General features: G+C 45.7%; 23 protein-coding genes and 2 pseudogenes. 9 read left to right on the top strand and 16 right to left on the bottom strand.

Going from position 1 to position 21,153, the window contains the following annotated elements:
* Positions 1 to 307: 307 nt before the first annotated feature.
* Together JCM15548_RS23840 and JCM15548_RS23835 are read right to left on the bottom strand one after the other, a co-directional pair.
* The gene (locus tag JCM15548_RS23840) at positions 308 to 520 is read right to left on the bottom strand and encodes a sigma factor-like helix-turn-helix DNA-binding protein (RefSeq protein ID WP_227625709.1); all 213 of its coding nucleotides are present in this window, start codon (positions 518 to 520) and stop codon (positions 308 to 310) included.
* Between the two features lie 28 nt (positions 521 to 548).
* The gene (locus tag JCM15548_RS23835) at positions 549 to 824 is read right to left on the bottom strand and encodes an RNA polymerase sigma factor (RefSeq protein WP_227625708.1); all 276 of its coding nucleotides are present in this window, start codon (positions 822 to 824) and stop codon (positions 549 to 551) included.
* A 402-nt stretch (positions 825 to 1,226) separates the two neighbouring features.
* Between JCM15548_RS23835 and JCM15548_RS10585 the strand changes: the two genes are divergently transcribed.
* A complete protein-coding gene (locus tag JCM15548_RS10585) occupies positions 1,227 to 2,465 on the top strand; it encodes a PLP-dependent transferase (protein WP_062125082.1) in 1,239 nt (412 codons plus the stop codon).
* 27 nt (positions 2,466 to 2,492) lie between these two features.
* Here JCM15548_RS10585 and JCM15548_RS10580 read toward each other — a convergent pair whose 3' ends face one another.
* Positions 2,493 to 3,098, bottom strand: coding sequence for a LysO family transporter (locus JCM15548_RS10580; protein ID WP_062125080.1), 606 nt, complete (start codon positions 3,096 to 3,098; stop codon positions 2,493 to 2,495).
* Positions 3,088 to 3,393: a LysO family transporter gene (locus JCM15548_RS10575; RefSeq protein ID WP_062125078.1), complete on the bottom strand. Its 306-nt coding sequence runs from the start codon at positions 3,391 to 3,393 to the stop codon at positions 3,088 to 3,090. The genes JCM15548_RS10580 and JCM15548_RS10575 overlap by 11 nt, the downstream gene beginning before the upstream one ends.
* A 361-nt stretch (positions 3,394 to 3,754) precedes the next feature.
* Between JCM15548_RS10575 and JCM15548_RS10570 the strand changes: the two genes are divergently transcribed.
* Complete coding sequence (locus JCM15548_RS10570; RefSeq protein ID WP_062125077.1) at positions 3,755 to 4,030, top strand: hypothetical protein; 276 nt, start codon at positions 3,755 to 3,757, stop codon at positions 4,028 to 4,030.
* Positions 4,031 to 4,118: 88 nt separating this feature from the next.
* Here JCM15548_RS10570 and JCM15548_RS10565 read toward each other — a convergent pair whose 3' ends face one another.
* The 12 genes and pseudogenes from JCM15548_RS10565 to JCM15548_RS10525 form a co-directional block, all read right to left on the bottom strand.
* Complete coding sequence (locus JCM15548_RS10565) at positions 4,119 to 5,078, bottom strand: APC family permease (protein ID WP_157482659.1); 960 nt, start codon at positions 5,076 to 5,078, stop codon at positions 4,119 to 4,121.
* Positions 5,078 to 5,419 carry an amino acid permease gene (locus JCM15548_RS25445; protein ID WP_157482657.1) on the bottom strand — a complete coding sequence of 114 codons (342 nt, stop codon included), beginning with the start codon at positions 5,417 to 5,419 and terminating at the stop codon, positions 5,078 to 5,080. The genes JCM15548_RS10565 and JCM15548_RS25445 overlap by 1 nt, the downstream gene beginning before the upstream one ends.
* Positions 5,420 to 5,430: 11 nt before the next feature.
* The gene (locus JCM15548_RS10560; RefSeq protein WP_227625707.1) at positions 5,431 to 7,044 is read right to left on the bottom strand and encodes a Tex family protein; all 1,614 of its coding nucleotides are present in this window, start codon (positions 7,042 to 7,044) and stop codon (positions 5,431 to 5,433) included.
* Positions 7,041 to 7,544 (bottom strand): Tex-like N-terminal domain-containing protein, encoded by a 504-nt coding sequence (locus tag JCM15548_RS23830; RefSeq protein ID WP_227625706.1) that lies wholly within the window; start codon positions 7,542 to 7,544, stop codon positions 7,041 to 7,043. The genes JCM15548_RS10560 and JCM15548_RS23830 overlap by 4 nt, the downstream gene beginning before the upstream one ends.
* A 113-nt stretch (positions 7,545 to 7,657) precedes the next feature.
* On the bottom strand, positions 7,658 to 8,830 hold the full coding sequence (locus JCM15548_RS10555; protein ID WP_062125076.1) for a DEAD/DEAH box helicase: 1,173 nt from the start codon (positions 8,828 to 8,830) through the stop codon (positions 7,658 to 7,660).
* A gap of 35 nt (positions 8,831 to 8,865) precedes the next feature.
* Positions 8,866 to 10,048: pseudogene (locus tag JCM15548_RS10550) on the bottom strand (class I SAM-dependent rRNA methyltransferase).
* 2 nt (positions 10,049 to 10,050) lie between these two features.
* The gene (locus JCM15548_RS10545; RefSeq protein ID WP_062125075.1) at positions 10,051 to 10,668 is read right to left on the bottom strand and encodes a 3'-5' exonuclease; all 618 of its coding nucleotides are present in this window, start codon (positions 10,666 to 10,668) and stop codon (positions 10,051 to 10,053) included.
* 31 nt (positions 10,669 to 10,699) lie between these two features.
* Entirely contained in the window at positions 10,700 to 11,335 is a 636-nt protein-coding gene (locus tag JCM15548_RS10540; protein ID WP_062125112.1) for a DUF5063 domain-containing protein, read from the bottom strand.
* Positions 11,336 to 11,427: 92 nt separating this feature from the next.
* Entirely contained in the window at positions 11,428 to 12,843 is a 1,416-nt protein-coding gene (locus JCM15548_RS10535; protein ID WP_227625705.1) for a RecQ family ATP-dependent DNA helicase, read from the bottom strand.
* Positions 12,825 to 13,340, bottom strand: a complete 516-nt coding sequence (locus JCM15548_RS23825) for a DEAD/DEAH box helicase (protein ID WP_227625704.1) — start codon at positions 13,338 to 13,340, stop codon at positions 12,825 to 12,827. Before JCM15548_RS23825 ends, JCM15548_RS10535 begins: the two co-directional genes overlap by 19 nt.
* A gap of 128 nt (positions 13,341 to 13,468) precedes the next feature.
* Complete coding sequence (locus JCM15548_RS10530) at positions 13,469 to 13,783, bottom strand: single-stranded DNA-binding protein (protein WP_062125108.1); 315 nt, start codon at positions 13,781 to 13,783, stop codon at positions 13,469 to 13,471.
* A 353-nt stretch (positions 13,784 to 14,136) separates the two neighbouring features.
* On the bottom strand, positions 14,137 to 15,666 hold the full coding sequence (locus tag JCM15548_RS10525; RefSeq protein ID WP_227625703.1) for a nucleoside kinase: 1,530 nt from the start codon (positions 15,664 to 15,666) through the stop codon (positions 14,137 to 14,139).
* Positions 15,667 to 16,113: 447 nt separating this feature from the next.
* On the opposite strand from JCM15548_RS10525, the gene JCM15548_RS26720 reads away from it, so the two are divergent.
* The 7 genes and pseudogenes from JCM15548_RS26720 to JCM15548_RS10495 all read left to right on the top strand — a co-directional run bounded on the left by JCM15548_RS26720 (position 16,114) and on the right by JCM15548_RS10495 (position 21,144).
* Positions 16,114 to 16,359 (top strand): SoxR reducing system RseC family protein, encoded by a 246-nt coding sequence (locus tag JCM15548_RS26720; protein WP_062125074.1) that lies wholly within the window; start codon positions 16,114 to 16,116, stop codon positions 16,357 to 16,359.
* A gap of 8 nt (positions 16,360 to 16,367) precedes the next feature.
* A complete protein-coding gene (locus JCM15548_RS26715; RefSeq protein WP_262487002.1) occupies positions 16,368 to 16,526 on the top strand; it encodes a SoxR reducing system RseC family protein in 159 nt (52 codons plus the stop codon).
* A 5-nt stretch (positions 16,527 to 16,531) separates the two neighbouring features.
* Entirely contained in the window at positions 16,532 to 17,398 is an 867-nt protein-coding gene (locus JCM15548_RS10515) for a Fe-S cluster domain-containing protein (RefSeq protein WP_062125073.1), read from the top strand.
* A gap of 37 nt (positions 17,399 to 17,435) precedes the next feature.
* The gene (gene rsxC, locus JCM15548_RS10510) at positions 17,436 to 18,794 is read left to right on the top strand and encodes an electron transport complex subunit RsxC (protein WP_227625702.1); all 1,359 of its coding nucleotides are present in this window, start codon (positions 17,436 to 17,438) and stop codon (positions 18,792 to 18,794) included.
* Between the two features lie 40 nt (positions 18,795 to 18,834).
* Positions 18,835 to 19,838 (top strand): annotated as a pseudogene (locus JCM15548_RS26315) (RnfABCDGE type electron transport complex subunit D).
* 50 nt (positions 19,839 to 19,888) lie between these two features.
* Positions 19,889 to 20,563 carry an RnfABCDGE type electron transport complex subunit G gene (locus tag JCM15548_RS10500; protein ID WP_227625701.1) on the top strand — a complete coding sequence of 225 codons (675 nt, stop codon included), beginning with the start codon at positions 19,889 to 19,891 and terminating at the stop codon, positions 20,561 to 20,563.
* A complete protein-coding gene (locus tag JCM15548_RS10495; protein WP_062125071.1) occupies positions 20,560 to 21,144 on the top strand; it encodes an RnfABCDGE type electron transport complex subunit E in 585 nt (194 codons plus the stop codon). The genes JCM15548_RS10500 and JCM15548_RS10495 overlap by 4 nt, the downstream gene beginning before the upstream one ends.
* Positions 21,145 to 21,153 lie beyond the last annotated feature (9 nt).

Here is a 21,153-nt window from a genome sequence, read left to right as displayed (position 1 = left end):
TTCGTTAAACTTTTTTATTTACCTAATTGACATGCAGTTATGATTCTGCTGAATGTGTGCGTAATTGACTTATAATTTAGAACTTACTCATACCTAACGACCTAATAATCTAACGACCTATTATGAAATACAATATACAATTTAAAACCAAGAACAGGAAAACAATCTAAGCGCCCGAGTAAAAAAACAGCCGGCCCGGTTTTTTAAAACCGAGCCGGCCGCACACTCATCTACTAAACCTAAACCCAAAACTATGGTATTTTAATCAATTAAGCACTCATTTACCTAATTAAAACGAAATTTTTTATCAGTTGGCGTAGCTACCTTCGCTGTCACGCAACATCTCCTGTAATTTTTTACGGGTAAAAAAGATGCGACTCTTGACCGTTCCAATAGGCAATTCAAGCTGTTCTGCAATTTCTTTGTATTTATATCCATCGGTATGCATCTTGAAGGGAATACGAAAATCATCGTCCAGACGCTCAATATACCTGTTCATTTCAGTTACACTATGAACCATCTCCGGCGTTTCAGAAGCGTAGTTTCTTTTATAGGCCACCCGCAGCATCCTCGTTACCATCAAAGGTATTTCTGGTCTTCTGATTACGGCGATAATTATTAATGAAAGTGTTTTTCATGATGGTAAACACCCACGCTTTAAAATTGGTATTGGCCGTAAACTGCTTTCTGTAGGTTAAAGCCTTCAAAATGGTTTCCTGCAATAAGTCTCTTGCATCTTCATCATTGGCCGTCAGGCTCAAAGCGAAATAAAGGAGCTTGTCCTGAAGTCCAAGCAACCGGTCATTAAATTGCATTGTTGTCATGGCTGAATGTTTTTTTGTTACATTTTTGTATAACAAATATACGCCAATCATAAACACTGACAAAAGATTTGCAACTATTTTTTTGAGCAATTTAGAGCCTGTCTAAATAAAAATTTTATTTATATATTGATTTTCATTATTTTACAAACAAACCCTTTGTTCATTCTAAATAACAAGGTTAACAAAACGTTAAACAAACCAATTTCGTAACAAAATGGAAATTTCTCTTCTCAACACTCATAATCAGTGGGGTATACCCTTATTACAAATATAGCCTACCAAACAAATCGTGATTAAAATCACCTGCTTCCGCATCTTTATGTCCATTTTATTCTGAAGTTTCATACAAATAGGATAATTTTATCCTTTCCAAATATCCTTTAAAAACCGGAACACATCATTATGCAACATATCTCTTCCCGACTGATCCACGGTCAGACACCACAGAAGGATGCCACTTTCAACCGAAGTTTGAAAACGCCGATATTCGAATCAGCATCCTTCGACTTTGCAACAGCAGAAGAGGCCGAAAATGCGTTCACGGGAGCCTCGGAGGCTTTTGCGTATTCACGTATCTCTAATCCCACCGTAACAGAACTTCAGAACAGATTGAAAGTGTTCAGCAATGCGGAACATTGTTTATGTGTGGCATCCGGAATGGCAGCCATTTCCAACGTATTCCTTACTTTGTGCAGCAGTGGAGACAATATTATTACGTCTCAATACCTCTTTGGCAATACGCTGTCCTTTTTCTCAAAAACCCTGCGTTCATTTGGAATTGAAGCACGTTTCTCCAATCTTGAGCAACCTTCATCCATCATCGAAAACATAGATGATAATACACGGGCTATTTTTCTGGAACTTCCCACCAATCCGCAGCTCATTGTTTTTGATGTACCGGCTATTTCGCAAATAGCCAGGGAGAAAAACATACCACTTATTGTAGACAACACCGTGTTAACCCCTTATCTGTTCCCCTGCGACCAGCACAACGTGGACATTGAAATATTCTCAAACACCAAATTTGTTTCGGGCGGGGCAACCTCCATAGGTGGTACCATATTGGTGTACCCATCGGACAAATGGGCCAACAACCCAAAACTAGAGGCCGACTGCCAAAAATTTGGCCGGGACGCTTTTTACAAACGGCTGTTTAAAGAAATTTACAGAAATATCGGGGCCTGTTTATCACCCAACAATGCCTATCTGCAACTATTGGGTCTTGAGACCCTAACCCTGCGCATCGACCGGATCATGGACAACACCCTTGAAATCGCCCGTTTCCTTCAAGACCAGCCGAAGGTAGAAACGGTCCGTTATGGGGCATTGGAAAACGATCCGGGCTATAACTTAACCAAACAATTGAGCCAAGGCAAAGCCGGCTGTCTTATTAATATGGCGTTAAAAGATAAAACAGCGTGCTTCCAATTCATGAATGCACTGGAGATGATTCGTCGCGGCACCAATTTTTGCGACAATAAATCCATGATTATTCATCCGGCCTCTACCATCTATTGGGATTTTAGTCGGGAAGACAAACAAAAAATGTGCATCAGCGAGGGCATGTTGCGCCTATCGGTGGGACTGGAAGACCTATCCGACATTAAAGCGGATATTGAACAGGCATTATCTACCATTTAAGCCACACGGCAGTAGCGTTGACTGGTTTTAAGAAAAAGACAAAATAAAGGGGACCAGCAAGGGGACCAACAACGAAAGCACGATACCTGAAAAAATAGCTACCACCGCCATCTCTTTGCCTGAAAATTTCACCACCACAGGAAGCGTGGTGTCCATGGCCGTTGCGCCGCCTGACACAATTACGGCCAATTTGCCAAAAAAACGAACCAAAAGGGGAGCCATAACCAGGGTGATGACCTCCCTTATAATGTTGGCCAAAAGAGCCACTACGCCTAATTCCTGACCTTTTATTCCGGCAATGATAACCGCCGATAAAGAATAGTAGCCAAAACCGGCCCCCACAGCCATGGCCTCCTGCAGGTTAATCTGGTGAATAAAATAGGACAGAAGTCCTGCGCCTCCCAAACTACCGAGAATCACCACCAGCGGAATCAGAATGATCCGAAAATTTAGCTGGCGCCAAATGCCCACAATGGCTTTGTCGCTCCCCACTCCTACCCCAACAATGAACATTAAAAGATAAAGGGCATACGAAGAGAGCTTTTCATCGAGGAGCCATGCAGGTAAAAAATCAGCCATGGAGAAAAAGATGCCAGCTGCAAAAAAGGATAGAATAATTAAACTACTTTTCATGGGTTCGCTTTTTTAAATCCATCCTTGTTCCATAAAGGACCATTAACAACTTACCCAGGACCAGGCTACCGCCCAGGGATCCGAGAGACAAAAGAAATGCCTGCCAGCCCAAAGTGTGAAAATTCTCAACAATCTGCGGATTATTGCCAACAGAAACACCTAAAAGAAACAGAAGCAAATAGACGGCCCACATCATTCCCTTCTCACTGGCCAGCTTAACGCGATGTCTGGTATGGAACAAGCGACCCAAAAAAATCCCCACCAAAAAGAACCCAATAACAAAAAGAATATCCATTATTTTGATTTTCTGTTTACAATAACGCGAAGATACGGAATAGCCACGAAAGGTTATCCGATGCCATTGGCCATTCCATTAACTTCTTAAAAAAAACGGGTATACTTTTGAAAAATCTTTTCTTCACCATTTCTTCATGTGCCTATGATTACATTGCCTGCCAAATATTTAACCTGTATGGAGGACTGAGCGCAGCATCAACCCACTTTTTAAGGTTTTTACAATTTTATTTACCCAAAAAACGCAACTATTACAAGATCTTAACGTCTTAAGGGTAAACCCGGCTTAAAGGAAAACAATATTCTTTAGCAGAAGGAAAAGAAGAAAGAGAAGAAGCATATTGTAACATAAATATTATCGAATGAAATTGTTAAGAATATCCATATACCTGATAATAATTTTGGCCATTGCCAAAATTACCAGCGGAAGTAAGCCCCAATTGCCCAATGAGGCGGATTATGAGAATATCATTTCATACCGGCCTTCCCCCCTTCTGAAGAACCATCAGCAGGCGATGGATTTCGATTCCACGACCTTCCTGAACCAATATAGCAATTTACCGCTCAAACATAAGCCGCTTTATCCGGAAATGCCCAAACACAAATCCGACTTCAATTTTTCCTTCATTGTTTTCTGAAATTTGGACGCCATAGGGTGGGAAAGCGTTCTGCCCATTCCCTCCACAGGCCTTTCCCGGAATTTGATTTATTTGAGTAGAATAATAATCACTTTCTAAACCGGCGTATCCACAAATACAGAAAAGAAAGTAGCAGGATGAACCCCATAAGTCCAAGGGTTTCCTGTTTTTCCAGATTGGTCAGAAACCAGAATATAATAGCAACAGATGCCAGGGGAATCAAAGCGCCTCCCAGAATTCTGAAGGCCTTGACCGTGGACGGGTGTGATTTTCGCAAGCGTAGCACCGTCAGGGCTACCCCCAGATAAACGAGTAAAATAGAGGCACCGGAAATAACAGCCAATTGCCGAAAACCGCCAAAAACAGCCAAACCAAGACCCAGCAAGGCGTAAACCATGATAGCTACATACGGCGTTGAAAACCGCGGGTGAACCCTTGCCAAAAGTCGAACAGGAATGACCCGGTCATGCGCAGCTCCAAATAAAACGCGGGGCATGCTCAGCACTTCACCACTCAAATTGCCAAACATCGAAAAAGCAGCCACGGCGGTCATAATAAACAATCCCCATCGACCGAAAACCCGGTGCGCGACCTCTGCCAGCGGCGCTTCTTTATAATCCATCAAGGAAGTCCCCAGCACACCTAAGGAAACATACTGAATGAAGACATAAAGTACCAGTACGGCCGACAAACCCATAAAAATACCTTTGGGTACATTCTTTCGAGGGTTAGACACTTCTCCGCTTACAGCGAGTCCGGACTCGGCACCCTGAAAGGCAAAAAACAGCACCAGGGCCATCTGACCCAGACTATGGGCATCCGGCGTATCGGTCCATATAAAGTAGGTCCATTCCACCTCCTTCCAACCCACGGACACCAGCAAGACAAGTGGCAGCAGCTTAACAACTGTCAGGATTTTTACGAGGCCAATACCTTGCTGAACGCCAATAATATTGACAAGAGCCAAGCCCCCAAAGAGAAGCACAAAAAACAAAAGCTCATAAATCGGGTTCTGAAACAAAGGATGCACCGTTCCCAAAACCCCCATCAGGCATTGGCCACAGCTGCATCAGCGGTCATACATGATAACAGGAAAAGAACGGAAGTAATAAACCCGGGGTATTTGCCAAAGGCCGCTTCAATGTATGCATAGGCACCTCCTGAAGAAGTCACTTTACTCCCCGCTTCCGCAAAACAAAGCATAATAAGGAAAAGTAAAACACCGCAGAGTAAATAAGCCAAGATACTGGCAGGACCCAAACCTTCTGCCACAATAGCCGGTAAAACAAAAATGCCGGCACCCACCACAATATTCACCAGGTTGGCACTGAGCCCCCAGGCACCTATTTTTCGTTTCAGCCCCTCATTTGTAAACGACGCATCCGGCATCTGATATTCCTTTATTCCTTCATGCTCAATTGAATCCTTTTTCGGGCGGCGTCCACTTCCACAACCGTCACTTCTACATGCTGGTGTAAGGCCACAACGTCATTGGGATCAGACACAAACCGATTGGCCAACTGACTGATATGAACCAAGCCATCCTGCTTAACCCCGACATCCACGAAGGCACCAAAGTTGGTAATATTGGTCACAATGCCCGGCAGTTTCATGCCGGGGCGCAAATCTTCTATGGAACGTACATCTGGCGAAAACTCAAACACTTTTATCACGCTACGGGGGTCGCGACCGGGCTTTTCCAGTTCAGCCATAATGTCGGTCAGCGTGGGCATCCCAACCTTATCGGTCACATAGCGTTTCAGGTCGATTTGTTGACGCAAATCCTTTTCCTTAATCAAATCATCCACACGGCAATTCAGGTCGGCCGCCATTTTCTCTACGATGCCATAGGCTTCCGGATGAACCGCTGAATTATCCAGGGGATGCTTGCCGCCGCTGATCCGCAAAAATCCGGCACTCTGTTCAAAGGCTCTGGCTCCCAAACGGGGGACTTTTTTAAGTTCTTTGCGCGAACTAAAAGCGCCTATTTCAGAACGGTACTCCACAATGTTCTTTGCCAACTGCGGGCCTAATCCTGATACGTAAGTCAGTAAATGGTGACTGGCGGTATTCAGCTCCACACCCACCATGTTCACACACGACTCCACCACCTGATCCAACGATGAGCGCAACCTGCCTTGATCCACATCGTGCTGATATTGTCCCACACCAATCGATTTGGGATCAATTTTAACCAGCTCTGCCAGCGGATCCATCAGTCGCCGGCCAATGGACACAGCTCCCCTTACGGTGACATCGTACTCGGGAAACTCTTCCCGGGCTGTTTTGCTGGCACTGTATACCGAAGCGCCGTCCTCACTGACCACAAACACGAGAATATCCTTATTAAATCGCATGTTGCGGATAAAGGATTCGGTCTCACGCGAAGCGGTGCCGTTGCCTATGGCTATGGCATCGATTTTATAAGCCTCGACCAGTGTATCAATTTTTTTATACGCCTGTTTGGTTTCATTTTGCGGGGCATGCGGGTAAATGGTCTCATTGTGCAAAAGATTGCCCTGCGCATCCAGACAAACCACCTTGCAACCGGAACGGTAGCCGGGATCAATGGCCAAAACGCGCTTCTGACCCAAAGGGGAAGAAAGCAATAACTGGCGCAGATTGGAAGCAAAAACCTGGATCGCTCCCAGTTCTGCCTTTTCGCGCGATAAGGCAGCAAACTCATTTTCAATGGACGGCGCCAGCAAACGCTTATAGGCATCCTCCACGGCCTTCTCTACCTGCTCGGCTGCCGCATTCCTGCCCCTTAAAAAAAGACGATTCAGACACTCCAGGGCATGCTCACTCTCGGGCGCAACAGATATTTTTAAAAAGCCCTCTTTTTCAGCGCGCCGCATGGCCAATACCCGATGAGACGGGCAGCGCTTTAGAGGTTCTGAGAATTCAAAATAATCGCGGTACTTGGCAGCCGCTTCCTCCTTACCCTTGACCAGCTTGGAGACAATAACGGCCTCCCGGTCGAACAAATTCCGAATCACCTCCCGGGCCTTCATGTCCTCATTGATCCGTTCGGCAATGATATCGCGCGCGCCTGCAGGGCGGCATCCGTATCGAGTACATCATCCGATAAAAAAGCGGTGGCCCTTCCTTCCACATCGCGTTCCTGCTGAAGCATCAGTATATTGGCCAAAGGTTCCAGTCCCAACTCCTTAGCCTTTACAGCACGGGTTTTGCGTTTGGGTTTATAGGGCAGATACAGGTCTTCCAGTTCTGTGGCATTCCAGGTAGCGGAGATTTGCTGCTTTAACTCATCCGTCAAAAGCCCATGTTCATCAATGGTCTTGAGAATGCTTTCCCTTCTTTTTTGTATTTCCTGCAGTTTCTCGTAGCGCTCTTTGATGGTGCCGACTTCGACTTCATCCAGACTGCCGGTGAGTTCTTTGCGGTAACGACTGATAAAAGGAATCGTGGCTCCCTCATCGAGAAGGGCAATGGTATTGGCTACCTGTTTTTGAGCTATATTGGTTTCTGAAGATATTAACTGAACGTACATTGCTTAAATGTTAGAGGATGAGAATTCAGCAGTCAGACAATCACTAGGCCTTCTTTTTATAATCCCGCTTGCCCTTTCCCTTAAAGCCGCCCTTGCTGCCACCACCTGGTTTCTTAAAAAAACGCTTGGCCTTTGGCGCATTGGTCATAGACCGGTCCTGGCTCAAAACCATCGGGCAAGGGTGATTTAAAGATGGTGGTATCAATCAGCTTCTCGATCATGCCAAACTTATCCATCTCATTTTCATTGATAAAAGTCAACGCCACGCCCGTAGATTTAGCCCTGGCTGTACGCCCCACCCGGTGGACGTAATCTTCCGCATCACCCGGCACATCATAGTTGATGACCAGATCAATACCATCCACATCAATGCCTCTGGCAATGATGTCGGTGGCCACAAGAATCTGCGTCTTCCGGTTGCGAAAACCCAGCATGACCGATTCACGTTCGGCCTGCTCCAGATCCGAGTGAATGGCTTCGGCCGGAAAGCCGGCCTGACGAAGGGCTCTGTGAATCTCTTTTACTTTAATTTTTGTGGATGAAAAAATCACAATGCTGGTCAACTCCTTATTCTTCAATAAGGAAGTAATCAGCGGGATTTTCTGATTATCATACACCAGATAGGCCGCCTGCAAAATTCCCTCCGCAGGTTTGGACATGGCAATGTTGATCTCCTCCGGATGATTCAGCAACTTTTTCGATAAGGTGCGGATTTTTGAGGGCATGGTGGCCGAAAACAAGAGCGTTTGTCGCTCTGAGGGCAAGGTCTTAACAATCTGCATGATGTCATCATGAAAGCCCATATCCAACATCCGATCGGCCTCATCCAGTATCAAATGCTTCAGCGTGGTAAACTTAAAGTAATCCATGGTGAGGTGCTGAATCAATCGGCCCGGAGTAGCTACAATAACATTGGCACCACTGATAAGAGCCCGCTTTTGTTGCTCCCACAGACCGGCGTCATTACCTCCGTAAACCGCAATAGAGGTCACCGGCAAAAAGTAAGAAAAACCCTGCAACTGTTGATCTATTTGAATGGCCAGCTCTCTGGTAGGCACCAAAACAAGCGTGGTGGTATTTTCATCCTTGCGTTGCACCAATTCATTCAAAACAGGCAGCAGATAAGCGGCTGTTTTTCCGGTTCCGGTTTGTGCACAAGCGATCAAATCCTTACCGGTCATTATAATGGGAATGGTATCCTGCTGTACAGGTGTTGCTTCTTCAAATCGCATAGCATCTAATCCTTCCAGGATTTCTGCTTCGAATCCAAATTCTTTAAACTTCAAAATATCTTCTTCTAAATAAGTTTATAATCTTCTGTCTATTCCACATAAAGCACCAAACCTTTCAGATACTCACCTTCAGGATGATAGATGCTTACGGGATGGTCTGCGGGTTGCTCCAGCTGGTGAAGTATGCGAACATTCCGCCCACTGCGCGCAGCCGCCGAAAAAATCATGGTACGAAAAGCGTCCCGGGAAATTACCTGCGAACACGAAAAGGTAAACAAAATTCCACCCGGTGCTATTTGCTCGATGGCTTTCGTATTCAGTCGCTTATAGCCTTGAAGGGCATTGTTCACTACCTTCATATGTTTGGCAAAGGCAGGAGGATCCAACACAATTAAATCATATTTTTGCTGAGCCGCTTCCATGAACTTAAAGGTATCCATGGCAAAGGCTTCATGTCGCGACTCATCCGGAAAATTAAGGGCCACGTTTTCATTGGTCAGCACAATGGCCCGTTCAGAACTGTCCACCGAGTGCACCAAAGTGGCCCCCCGCGCAGGCATAAAAGGAGAAACCGCCGGTATAACAGAAAGTGTTTAAAACTTTGCGGCCGGCACTGTATTTTTCCAGCAAGGCACGGTTATCGCGCTGGTCGACAAAGAAGCCTGTTTTCTGACCCTTTTCCCAATCTACATTAAAACGTAATCCATTCTCTTGAGCCACATGCGTTTTACTGCGTCCCATAACATAGCCATTTTCGGGTTCCACATCCGCCTTAAAAGGAAGGGTCCCTTCCGATTTCTCATAAATGGCTTCCAGGTGAGCCCCCAACACCTCCTGAAAGGCTTTCACAAGGCTGTCCCGCATCAGATACATGGCCACGGTATGCATTTGCATGACGGCCGTTGTATCATACATATCCACAATCAAACCGGGCATCCCATCCCCTTCACCATGAATCAGGCGATAGGCATTGGTCGTTTCTGAAGCTGCCAGTCCCAGGGTTTTACGCAACTCCCAGGCTACAGAAATCTTCCTGACCCAGAAGGCGTGGTCAACCACCTCATCTTCAAAAGTCAGCACCCGAACAGCGATGGAGCCAATCTGATAATGACCAATGGCCAGAAAATTATCATGGGCATCATGTATGCGCACCAAATCCCCCTCTTCAATATCTCCACCCACATTTTTAATCGCCCCTGAAAAAATCCAGGGATGGAAGCGCTTTAAACTTTGTTCTTTACCAGGTTTAAGGTAAATAATGGGTAATTGCATCATTATGAGTTTTGGTTACGATAGATGACACTTTTAACTTTAAAATCAGGTTGAATCAACATCAATTCTTCAAATATGCGCAGGCCTATCCAGGCATCAATGGCTGCATAGTCAATCTGGCCAGGAGTTAACACCTCCGTTTCCCAGTTACTAAGGCGTTGACGTTTTGAAACACGCACGTTCAACACCAAACCTGCCAAAGCTTTGAGACTGAAGACGTCAATACCAAAATCCTTTACCATCTCCTGAAGTTCCACAAATTTGGCAGGCTTAAAAGTCGCCAGTTGGTTCAAACCCCGAAGATCATCCCGGATACCCACACCTACTTTATAGACTTTAGGATTTTCAAACAATTGAATCAATGGTGCACAGAGCCCGACCTTATTCAATCTGAACAAATAGGCTTCTTTATTGGTTGAAAGTTGTAAAAGAGATACTTGATTGGAAGTGCCCTTCTTAAAGGCCGGTTTTGTCTCTGTATCAAAACCCAAAACTTTCTCCTGAGAAAGTTTATCAACAATTTCCTGAACGACATCAGGGTCTTCAACCACAGTAATCACTCCCTCAAATTGACACAAGGGTAATTCTCCTATGGCTTCTTTACTTATACTACTATCCATCTAAAAATAATTGTTCGTTCAATGCTTTACTTTAATCGGGCGTGCCATCCTGAAAGTCACGCTGCCGACGCGAAATGATCCAATGATCGGTGTTTTTTTCTTCCAAATCGTCTTCCGGCAAAGCTTCTTCCTCCTCATCTTCCAGACTTTCACCTCCATAGTAAACCATGTGCAGCGCTCTCAACACATTGACCAAACGCTGACCCCAATAGGATTCAAATTGCGTAACCAACTCAACTAAAGCATCATTCATGATTTCTGTAACGGCCGTTCGATAGCCCATCAAAAAATCCTTGACATCCTGGTAGATATCGGCCATATTCTCAGATACAGTTGATGTTAAAGGTAAATCACTGCGCTGCATATCGGCCGTAAACACCTCCAGATAGTCATCAAACCGCCCGGTCTTGCTTTGGACCTGAAAGCGAATAAACTCATAATCTTCCTCCATGACATGCTTTTCCAGAAAATCTTCAAGCATGGTATCCGTTTTGGGCAGCATGGTGGCTTTCAAATACAATAAGGGCAATATTTTAAGGGCTGTGGATATAAAATCGGCCCGCGATTGGGCCTCCACATCTTCCAACCATTTACAAAATTCATTACCAACCGTTACAAACTCAATGACGTTGGGCGCATATACAGGGTGTTCAAAGCTTTCTTCCATAATCACAACTAATAGGAAGGCAAAGGTAACAAAAACCACGTAAAATCCATGCAAGTATCACGGGCTCAATCTCAGAGAGTTTCGACAGCCAATCAGGTCTTTACCAGCCATTCCAGCAAACCCGCTTCATTTTCGGTCACCACATCCGCCTCCTCGAGCCAGCGGAGCACTTTCCAGACTTTATCGGCATTAAAAGTCAGGCTGCTTACCAAATCTTCGGCCGATTGGGGTGATTTAAGCAATTCTTTTTGAATGGCGACTTCAATGGATTCAAATTCCTCGTCCGACAATTGGGATTTCTTCCGTTCCAGGCATACGTCGCAATGCCCGCAATTGGCCGAAGATGTCTCACCAAAATAACGCAGTAATAAGCGACTACGGCATATATGCACCGAAGTAGCATAATCAATCACAGATTCGACCCGATCCTTGTATTGCACCAGACGGTCTTGGTAGACTTCGGCTGGAAATTTCAGGTGACGGGGTTCAAAACGGTGTTGAAGATAAGTGATTAAAGGCGTTCTGCGCTGCGGATTATAATGTAAAACTTTTAGGCGACTCAGCAACAGAAACGCCTGGTAAACCTCATCTCGGGAGACATTAAGCCTTTTGGCCAGCAAGTCTTCATCAATGCTGGCATAATCGGTAAACAAACCCGTGTAACTGCGCAACAGCACTTTTAAAAAAGGATCTAAGCGGGCATTGGCCACCTGAAACTTATACAATTCATAATCGTTCATGAGCATCTTGACCGTAGAGGGAATGTCTGCCATCTCAGTAAAATAAAGATACCCGGCCCGCTGAAGAATTTTAAGACTGCTGACCAGTGTAAGCACATTAAAACCAAAGGCGGCACAAAATCGCCCGATGTTAAAATCCAGTACCTGATGCTCTCCAAAGCCTACTGCCAACTGAAAAAAATTGCCCAATGCATCATACACCCGCCGAATGACATCGACCTCGGGAAAGGTCGTCGAGATACTGCGGGTCAGCTGAGCCTTGTCCTGAGGCGACCAGAGCAAAACCGCAAAGGCTTTTTTCTCATCCCGACCGGCCCGGCCGGCCTCCTGGAAATAGGCTTCCAGCGAATTGGGAGAGTCCATGTGAACCACCATCCGCACATCCGCCTTGTCGATACCCATACCAAAAGCGTTGGTAGAAACAATCACCCGGCAATCCCCCAGCATCCACCTGGCTTGTCGGGCATCTTTCACTTTCTGCGGCAGGCCTGCATGAAAAAAATCGGCACTGATTCCATGATTCTGAATCAGCTCCGCATATTCTTTGGTTTTTTTTCGATTACGTACATACACAACGGCCGAACCTGGCACCCCATCTAAAATCTTCAACAGCTGTTTTTCCTTATCCTCAGAACGACGCACCACATAAGCCAGGTTGCTGCGCTCAAAACTCTTTTGAAAAACATTGCGTTTGGGAAACTTCAACTGGGTTTGGATATCTTCAACCACCTCAGGTGTAGCCGTGGCGGTTAATGCCAGCACCGGCACACCGGCAGGTGCTCCCGCACATCGGCAATCTTCAGATAGCTGGGTCTGAAATCATACCCCCACTGCGAAATACAATGGGCCTCATCAATGGCCAGCAGGCTCACTTTTAAATGGGCCAGTTTTTCAAGGAATAAGCGGGTCGACAATCGTTCGGGCGATAAGTACATGAATTTGTAATCCCCAAAAATACAATTATCATAAGCCCGTTCTATCTCTCCATAATTTAAGCCACTATGAATGGCGTATGCCTTGATTCCCTTGCGGTTGAGATGCTCCACCTGATCTTTCATCAAAGCAATGAGCGGTGTCACCACCAGACAAATACCAGACTGGGCCAAAGCCGGAACCTGAAAAGTCAGCGACTTTCCGCCACCGGTTGGCAGCAGGCCAAGCGTATCCCGCCCCTCCCCAACCGATTGAATAATGTCGAGTTGCATGGGACGAAAATCTTCGTACCCCCAGTACTTCCGTAATATTTCGTGGTAAATTGTATCCAATGCTTCCAGTTAAAACCTATTAAAAGCCCCTGAGACCAAAAATAGACAAACGATTGCTTCAAATAACAGATTGGCACAAAAAAAATGCCCCGCAAGACGGGGCATTTTTTTAAGAAAACGAAAATAAACTAATTGACAAACTCTAACTCTCTCACTTTGACACTCAATGAGGAGCGAATCTCCCCATGTTTGCTCTTATAGCCTTCCGCTTCAGGTACCCCTTCAATCAAAACCCGCTTTCCTTTTTTTAGATAATCAGCGACTTTTGAATTCTGGTCCCGCCACATATTGGCTCTCACCCATTCGGTCTTTTCCACTTTGTTGCCCTCTTTGTCTTTGTAATCCATAGAGATGGCGACATTGAAATTAATTACTTTACTGTTTCCTACATCTTTTACTTCGGCGTCATTTCCTAACACGCCTGACAAAATCAATTTAAACATAAGGTTAATGATTTTTGGGTTTATAATTAAGGATTCATAATGAGTCACCAAATTATCATAAAAAATCAATACTGTCAAGTAAAAATGTATTTTTTGTCGCTTTTTCTTTTTCTACTAATTACATTAACAAACCCTCATTCTTCTCAAAATGACATTTACAATCGATTTATTAACTTGAACGGCATAAGCGCTTATACAAAAAACATTTCCTCTGTGCTTCTCCATAAATTCTCCGTGAACCTCAGTGTAACTTGTTCCTCAATAATTAAAACTGCTGCCCCCTAAAAACTCCCGCAGAATAGAAGTCGGTGGAATTTCGCGTGGCAGCATGGGTTTAAAATAGTTGAAAAACTTCAACAAGCGGTTGGCTTCGGCAAATTCAGGCTGATTGGGCTGGACTTCCAGCAAAATGGGCTCGGCAAAGGTTTTAGAACGGAAAATTCATACAACAGCGCGGTATTAAACATGACGTCTGCTTCCTCCTGATAGGGAAAAATATGCTTCTCCTCCCCCCTGCGAACGCTGGCCCAGCGGCCGATGGTTTCCTGCGCAGAGTACTTTCGGTATTTGTAATCCCGAATAATGCGCCTGATCAGTCGGTTATCAGTGGTGGCAATTCGGGTGTGGTCATCGATATTTATCGAAGTCAAGGCGGACACATATACTTTATACTTAGCGGCATCGGGCACGGATGGCGTTAATCCGGGGTTCAGACCATGTATACCTTCTATTATCAGAATGTTCTGTGGTCCCATTTTCATGGTTTCCCCGTCGTAAAAACGTTCCCCGGTTTCAAACGAAAACTTGGGAATGGCCACCTCCTGTCCCTCCAGCAGTTGGACCAGATGCTGATTGAATAATTTCAGGTCAATGGCTTCCAGGGCCTCGAAATCATACTCACCACTTTCATCCCTGGGCGTGTGCTCCCGATCGATAAAGTAATTGTCGAGCGACAAATTCAGTGGCTTCATGCCGGCTACCAGCAACTGAATGGCCAATCGTTTCCCAAAGGTGGTTTTTCCGCTGGACGAAGGTCCGCTAATCAGCACCACTTTTATCTTATCTTTTCGGGCAGCAATCCGGTCCGCAATATTGGCGATCTTCTTTTCATGCAGCGCTTCGGTTACCTTGATCAGGGTGTCGGCCTTTCCATTACCGGCCGACTTGTTCAAATCACTGATCTTGGTCACATTCAAAATCTTGCTCCACTGGCTAAACTCCCTAAAAATCTCAAAAAGCTGATTTTGAATGACCAAATCTTCCACCATGGAAGGATCACTATACCGTGGAACCCGAAGCAACATACCATTGTAGTATTTATTGACATCAAATACTTGCAGGTAGCCGGTGGATGGCACCAAAAAACCATAAAACATACCCACATCATTACCCATGCGATAATAAGTGGTATAATATTGCCCCCGGTGCCGGATCAAATCCGACTTATCAGTGAGCCCTCTTTCTTCAAACATCCTGATAACAGCTTCCGTTTCCTCCTTTTCCTGAATAAAGGGCAGATCCTGTGCCACCAGCTCTCGCATTTTCTCTGCCAGGTTAATGGTGTCCTGTACGGTCAGTTCCCCCCTCAGATTATCCAACTCACAATAAAACCCCTTGCTCACCGAATGTTCAATTCTCAATTTTGCCCCCGGAAACAAAGCCTCTACAGCGGCATACAGAACAAATGACAGACTGCGAATATACATTCGCATGCCATCGACCTGGGTAATATCAAAAAAGCGGACGGTTTTGGGATGGAAAAATTCATAGGAGCTTTCACGAACCCGATTATTGACCATGGCTCCCAAAATGGGGTTGGGCAATTGAACCTCACAACGTTCGGCGACTTCCATCAAATTTATGCCCCGGGGGGCCTCAATCACTTTATTGGTGTTTAAACATTTAATTTTAATCAGTTTAGGCATATCGGTTATCTTGTATAGTTTCTTTCAAAAGGGTTCAGTAAAAAAGGCCCCACGGGCCAGCCACCAGTAATTCATCTTGCAATATAATCATAATGTCGGAAATTCTGAAGAATTGAATTCCATCATCTAAAATAGACCTGACCCTTTCCCCGTTAAATAAAACGGTCACTTTAACTGACATTATTAAACCTATTTTGCAATGTCAAGATTGCAATACAATCTGCTTGTTGTCAGCAAGAAACACAATTTAACATCTTGTTATTTTTATTTATTCTAAATAGAAACTACCTATAACTGATATCTTTACATTCAGGATTACGTACAGATTACATACTTTTGCTTCACCCTGCTCTATCATTTAATCAGATTGAAAGGTCGCAAAAGCCTTAGAAAACATAAAGACAGATGCAAAAAATAGAACATCAGGGGATTGTCGATGAAGTGACAGACAAAGGCATAAAAGTGAAGATCATCAGTCTCTCCGCTTGTGCCTCTTGTCACGCCAAGGGAGCCTGTTCCGTTTCAGACATGGAAGAGAAGGAAGTGAATGTGGCACCTTCGGGTAACTTTCAACCGGGCGACCAGGTGATGGTTGTTGGCTCCAGTGCTCAAGCTTACAGGCCGCATGGTGGGCATATATATTGCCGGTAGTCCTCATTATGGCTGCTCTGTTTGTCACCTTTGAACTGACCAACAATGAAAGCCTGGCCGGTTTAATGTCCTTACTGATACTGCTTCCCTACTATCTTATTATAAGGAGTGCCGACAAGGCCATGAAAAGAAGATTCCAATTTACCATTAAATCAATAAACGAATAACCATTATGAGCGTAGTTCTGATTACAATAGTTACGCTTGCCGGATTAGGGGCAATTGCTGCGGTGATACTTTACCTGGCATCGAAGAAATTTCAGGTATTTGAAGACCCAAGGATTGATCAGGTTGAAGAGGCCCTTCCCGCTACCAATTGCGGTGGCTGTGGTTTTCCGGGTTGCAGGGCTTTTGCGGAAGCTTTGGTTAAAGCCGACGACATATCTTCCATGAACTGCCCCGTGGGCGGAGCCGACACCATGTCGGATGTAGCCGCCATTCTGGGAAAGGAAGCAGGTTCAGCCAAACCACAGGTAGCCGTACTCAGGTGTAACGGCTCTTGTGAGCACCGACCCAAATTAACCGACTATCAGGGAGCCACTTCCTGCGCCGTGGCTGCCGCCTTATACGGTGGAGAAACGGGGTGTTCCTATGGCTGTTATGGTTGTGGCGACTGTGTGCAATCCTGCCAATTTGACGCCATGTACATGGACGAGGCAACCGGCCTGCCAGTCATCATTGAGGACAGCTGTGTAGCCTGTGGCGCTTGCGTTGAGGCTTGTCCCAAAGACATCATTGAACTGCGCAACAAGGGACCCAAGAGCCGAAGGATATTTGTCAGCTGCGTCAACCACGACAAGGGCGCTGTGGCTAAAAAAGCTTGCGCCGTTGCCTGTATCGGTTGCAGCAAGTGCCAGAAAGTTTGTCCCTACGACGCCATCACCATGGATAACAACCTGGCTTACATCGATTACGAAAAATGTAAGTTGTGCCGTAAATGTGTTGAAGTGTGTCCCACCAACTCCATTCACGAACTCAATTTTCCACCCAGAAAACCAAAGGTGGAGAAAGAAACGCCCGAACAGGCGCCGGCTGAATAGAGAGACTCAGCTCATCAGACATAAACAAGCCAACTAATTGCAACAAAATATAGGAGGACAAAACGTGTTAAAAACTTTTTCACTTGGGGGCATACATCCGGCAGAGAATAAACGCTCTGCCGACCGTCCCGTTGAAATATTGCCGGCACCTCCGGTGGTCACCATACCTATTGCACAACATATCGGCGCCCCTGCCAGCCCTATCGTCAAAAAAGGCGATGAAGTGAAGGTGGGACAGATCATCGCCCAATCATCCGGTTTTGTATCGGCCAACATTCACTCGCCAGTATCCGGCAAAGTAGATAAGGTCGATAATGTAATAGATGCTTCAGGCTACAGGCGCACGGCCATCATCATAAAAACCGAGGGCGATGAATGGGAAGAAGGCATCGACCGCTCTCCCGACATCAAAAAAGAGATAAGTGCCACTGCTCAAGAAATTCTTCAACGCATTGGAGCAGCCGGCATTGTTGGTTTAGGAGGAGCCACTTTCCCGGCGCATGTCAAGCTGTCCCCCCCTCCTGGAAAAACCTGCGACATTTTAATCATCAATGGCGTCGAGTGTGAACCTTACCTGACCAGCGATCATCGTCTGATGTTGGAAAAAGGTGAAGAGATGCTCATTGGGGTTCAACTCCTAATGCGCGCCCTCAAGGTAGATAAAGCCATCATTGGCATTGAAAACAATAAGCCAGATGCCATCAAGCATCTGTCTCAACTCTGCGAAGCCACCCCGGGCATAAGCGTACAACCATTAAAAGTGCAATACCCACAGGGCGGTGAAAAGCAACTCATCGACGCGTGTATCGGTCGCCAGATCCCCTCCGGAAAACTTCCCATTGAGGTAGGTGCGGTGGTGCAAAATGTAGGTACAGCTTATGCGGTATACGAAGCCGTGCAAAAGAATAAGCCCCTGATTGAGCGCATAGTGACGGTTACCGGACTGTCGGTTAAAAAACCAGGCAACTATCTGGCAAGAATAGGTACCCCTGTTGCCGACTTAATTGAAGCAGCCGGCGGCTTACCGGAAGATACCGGCAAAATCATCGGTGGTGGCCCCATGATGGGAAAAGCCCTGACTTCCACAGACATTCCTATTACCAAAGGCTCCTCAGGCATCCTCATCATGCCGCAAGAGATAGCCGGCCGAAAACCGGTCGAAAATTGCATACGCTGCTCCAAGTGCGTGTCGGTTTGCCCCATGGGACTGTCGCCTTACCTGCTGATGACCCTGGCCGAAAAAGCCATCTGGGATCGCGCCGAGGAAGAAAAAATAATGGATTGCATCGAATGCGGTTCATGCAGTTTCACCTGCCCGTCCTCACGTCCTCTGCTGGATTACATCCGCTTGGGAAAAGGCAAGGTGGGACAAATCATGCGAAGCCGAATAAAATAAATAGAGTAAGCACAAGATCTGATATTTGATAAAAAATATTATGGAGAGATTAATTGTATCACCATCCCCCCATGTTCACAGTGGAGACTCAGTGAAAAAAAACATGTACGGGGTCATCATCGCCTTGCTGCCGGCGTTGGCAGCCTCGCTGTGGTTTTTCGGGATAGGGGCTTTAATAGTCACAGTGACATCCATTCTGGCCTGCGTGCTGTTTGAGCATTTGATTCAAAAATATCTGTTAAAACAGCCCAGCACCATCATGGACGGCTCAGCGGCCGTTACAGGTTTGTTATTGGCCTTCAACCTGCCCACCAACATTCCCATCGGACTCATTATAATTGGCGCTGCTGTAGCCATTGGCATAGGAAAAATGTCCTTTGGCGGCCTGGGGCAAAACCCCTTCAATCCGGCATTGGTGGAAGGGTCTTTTTATTGATTTCCTTTCCGGTGCAAATGACCAGCTGGCCGGTTCCAGTCGTTTCCCGCACCAGTTATCTGGATGCCACCACAGGTGCCACGCCGCTCTCGATTATTAAAGAGGGACTGGGCTCAGGTAAACCCTTTTCAGAATTGATAACAGAAATACCTTCCTATCTGGATCTCTTTCGGGGATTTATGGAAGCATCGGTAGGAGAAATAACAGGTTTCGCCTTTTTCATTGGCTTGGTTTATATGCTGGTCAAAAAAATTATCACCTGGCACATTCCTGTAGCAGTTGTCGGATCTGTGGCCATTTTTACCGGCATATTGTATTTAATTGACCCCACAACAAATGCCACCCCAATGTTTCATGTACTATACGGAGGATTACTGTTAGGGGCCTTCTTCATGGCCACTGATTATTCCAGTTCGCCTATGTCTGTCAACGGCATGTTGCTATATGGCGTTGGCATTGGTGTCATTACCGTATCCATCCGTATTTACGGTGCCTATCCGGAAGGCATCGCATTTGCCATACTGATCATGAACGCCTTTACGCCGCTCATCGACAAATACATGAAACCCAAACGCTTTGGCGAAAAAGTAGCCACTCAAAAAGCATAAAACATAAAAACATCAATAAAATGGGTAAAAGCGCATCTACACTCCCAAATATGGTACTGACATTGCTTATTGTAACAGCGATAGCAGGCAGTTCTTTGGGATTTATCTACCAGTTGACCAAGGCTCCCATTGAAGCGGCAGCTACGGCCAAGCAGCAAGAAGCTATTGAGTTGGTAATGCCCGGGTTTGACAACGATCCGGCAGCTGAAATGTATGAAATTCAATCAGACGAAGGCTTCGTCCTTAAAGTATTCCCGGCAAAAAAAGAGGGTGAATTTATTGGTGCTGCCATTGAGAGTGTGACCAACAAAGGATTCAGCGGAGAAATAAGAATAATGGTTGGCATGAAACCCAATGGTGACATCGTCAACTACCAGATTTTAGAGCACAAAGAAACACCGGGTCTGGGAACACAAATGGACGATTGGTTTAAGCCTGCTGAAGCCGGAGCAGAAGAAAAAAGCCGCAGTGCTTTTTTCGATGCGTTTTATGGAATTAAAGCCAAAGCCGAGGGTGGCGAAGACACCAAAAGCATCATCGGGAAAAATCCGGGAACCAGCCGGCTAACAGTCAGACAGGATGGTGGTGAAGTGGATGCCATCACTGCGGCAACCATCACCTCACGGGCATTTTTACACGCGGTTGAAGTGGCCTACAAAACATTTACCGAAAAGGCGGATGCCGCCAGTTCAGCAACCAAACAAGAGGAAGGAGGCGCAGAATGAATCAATGGAAAAACTTTTCAAAAGGTTTCTTTAAAGAGAATGCCGTATTTACCCTGCTATTGGGTATGTGTCCCGCACTGGGGGTAACCTCATCGGCCATTAACGGACTGGGAATGGGATTGGCTACGACCTTTGTATTGGTAATGGCCAACATCGTGGTTTCCATGGTAAAAAATTTCATTCCCGACAAAGTGCGTATTCCGGCGTTCATTGTGATCATTGCCGCCTTTGTAACCGTTGTGGAAATGGTCATGCAAGCCTACATGCCTTCATTGTTTGAATCACTGGGGCTCTTTATTCCCCTGATTGTGGTCAACTGCCTTGTTCTGGGAAGAGCCGAGGCATTTGCCTCTAAAAACACCGTTGGCTCATCTGTGATAGATGGTGCCGGAATGGGACTTGGTTTCGCCATGGCCTTAACCATGCTGGGTGGTGTGCGTGAACTATTGGGCAGTGGTCACTTCTTTGGATGGGCCATTTATCCGGAAGATTACGGCATGCTGGTATTTGTTTTGGCGCCGGGTGCCTTTATCGCACTGGGATATCTCATAGCTATCATCAACCGTTTCAAAAAAGCATAAGGAGTTTAT

The sequence above is a fragment of the Geofilum rubicundum JCM 15548 genome (genome assembly GCF_000974365.1).
Classification (GTDB): Bacteria; Bacteroidota; Bacteroidia; order Bacteroidales; family Marinilabiliaceae; genus Geofilum; species Geofilum rubicundum.
The sequence above is the reverse complement of the archived record's forward strand: the minus strand, read 5'-3'. Positions and strand labels throughout refer to the sequence as shown.

What these genes read in the sequence shown, in the direction of transcription:
- JCM15548_RS10560 (WP_227625707.1), bottom strand. Translation starts at nt 7,044, where the DNA reads ATGAAGGCCCGGGAGGTGATTCGGAATTTGTTCGACCGGGAGGCCGTT.
- JCM15548_RS25445 (WP_157482657.1), bottom strand. Translation starts at nt 5,419, where the DNA reads ATGCCGGATGCGTCGTTTACAAATGAGGGGCTGAAACGAAAAATAGGT.
- JCM15548_RS10580 (WP_062125080.1), bottom strand. Translation starts at nt 3,098, where the DNA reads ATGAAAAGTAGTTTAATTATTCTATCCTTTTTTGCAGCTGGCATCTTT.
- JCM15548_RS10500 (WP_227625701.1), top strand. Translation starts at nt 19,889, where the DNA reads ATGGTACTGACATTGCTTATTGTAACAGCGATAGCAGGCAGTTCTTTG.
- JCM15548_RS26715 (WP_262487002.1), top strand. Translation starts at nt 16,368, where the DNA reads ATGGCTGCTCTGTTTGTCACCTTTGAACTGACCAACAATGAAAGCCTG.
- JCM15548_RS23830 (WP_227625706.1), bottom strand. Translation starts at nt 7,544, where the DNA reads ATGTACGTTCAGTTAATATCTTCAGAAACCAATATAGCTCAAAAACAG.
- JCM15548_RS10540 (WP_062125112.1), bottom strand. Translation starts at nt 11,335, where the DNA reads ATGGAAGAAAGCTTTGAACACCCTGTATATGCGCCCAACGTCATTGAG.
- JCM15548_RS10565 (WP_157482659.1), bottom strand. Translation starts at nt 5,078, where the DNA reads ATGGGGGTTTTGGGAACGGTGCATCCTTTGTTTCAGAACCCGATTTAT.
- JCM15548_RS10575 (WP_062125078.1), bottom strand. Translation starts at nt 3,393, where the DNA reads ATGGATATTCTTTTTGTTATTGGGTTCTTTTTGGTGGGGATTTTTTTG.
- JCM15548_RS10530 (WP_062125108.1), bottom strand. Translation starts at nt 13,783, where the DNA reads ATGTTTAAATTGATTTTGTCAGGCGTGTTAGGAAATGACGCCGAAGTA.
- JCM15548_RS23840 (WP_227625709.1), bottom strand. Translation starts at nt 520, where the DNA reads ATGGTTCATAGTGTAACTGAAATGAACAGGTATATTGAGCGTCTGGAC.
- JCM15548_RS10495 (WP_062125071.1), top strand. Translation starts at nt 20,560, where the DNA reads ATGAATCAATGGAAAAACTTTTCAAAAGGTTTCTTTAAAGAGAATGCC.
- JCM15548_RS10585 (WP_062125082.1), top strand. Translation starts at nt 1,227, where the DNA reads ATGCAACATATCTCTTCCCGACTGATCCACGGTCAGACACCACAGAAG.
- JCM15548_RS23835 (WP_227625708.1), bottom strand. Translation starts at nt 824, where the DNA reads ATGACAACAATGCAATTTAATGACCGGTTGCTTGGACTTCAGGACAAG.
- JCM15548_RS10570 (WP_062125077.1), top strand. Translation starts at nt 3,755, where the DNA reads ATGAAATTGTTAAGAATATCCATATACCTGATAATAATTTTGGCCATT.
- JCM15548_RS10515 (WP_062125073.1), top strand. Translation starts at nt 16,532, where the DNA reads ATGAGCGTAGTTCTGATTACAATAGTTACGCTTGCCGGATTAGGGGCA.
- JCM15548_RS10545 (WP_062125075.1), bottom strand. Translation starts at nt 10,668, where the DNA reads ATGGATAGTAGTATAAGTAAAGAAGCCATAGGAGAATTACCCTTGTGT.
- JCM15548_RS26720 (WP_062125074.1), top strand. Translation starts at nt 16,114, where the DNA reads ATGCAAAAAATAGAACATCAGGGGATTGTCGATGAAGTGACAGACAAA.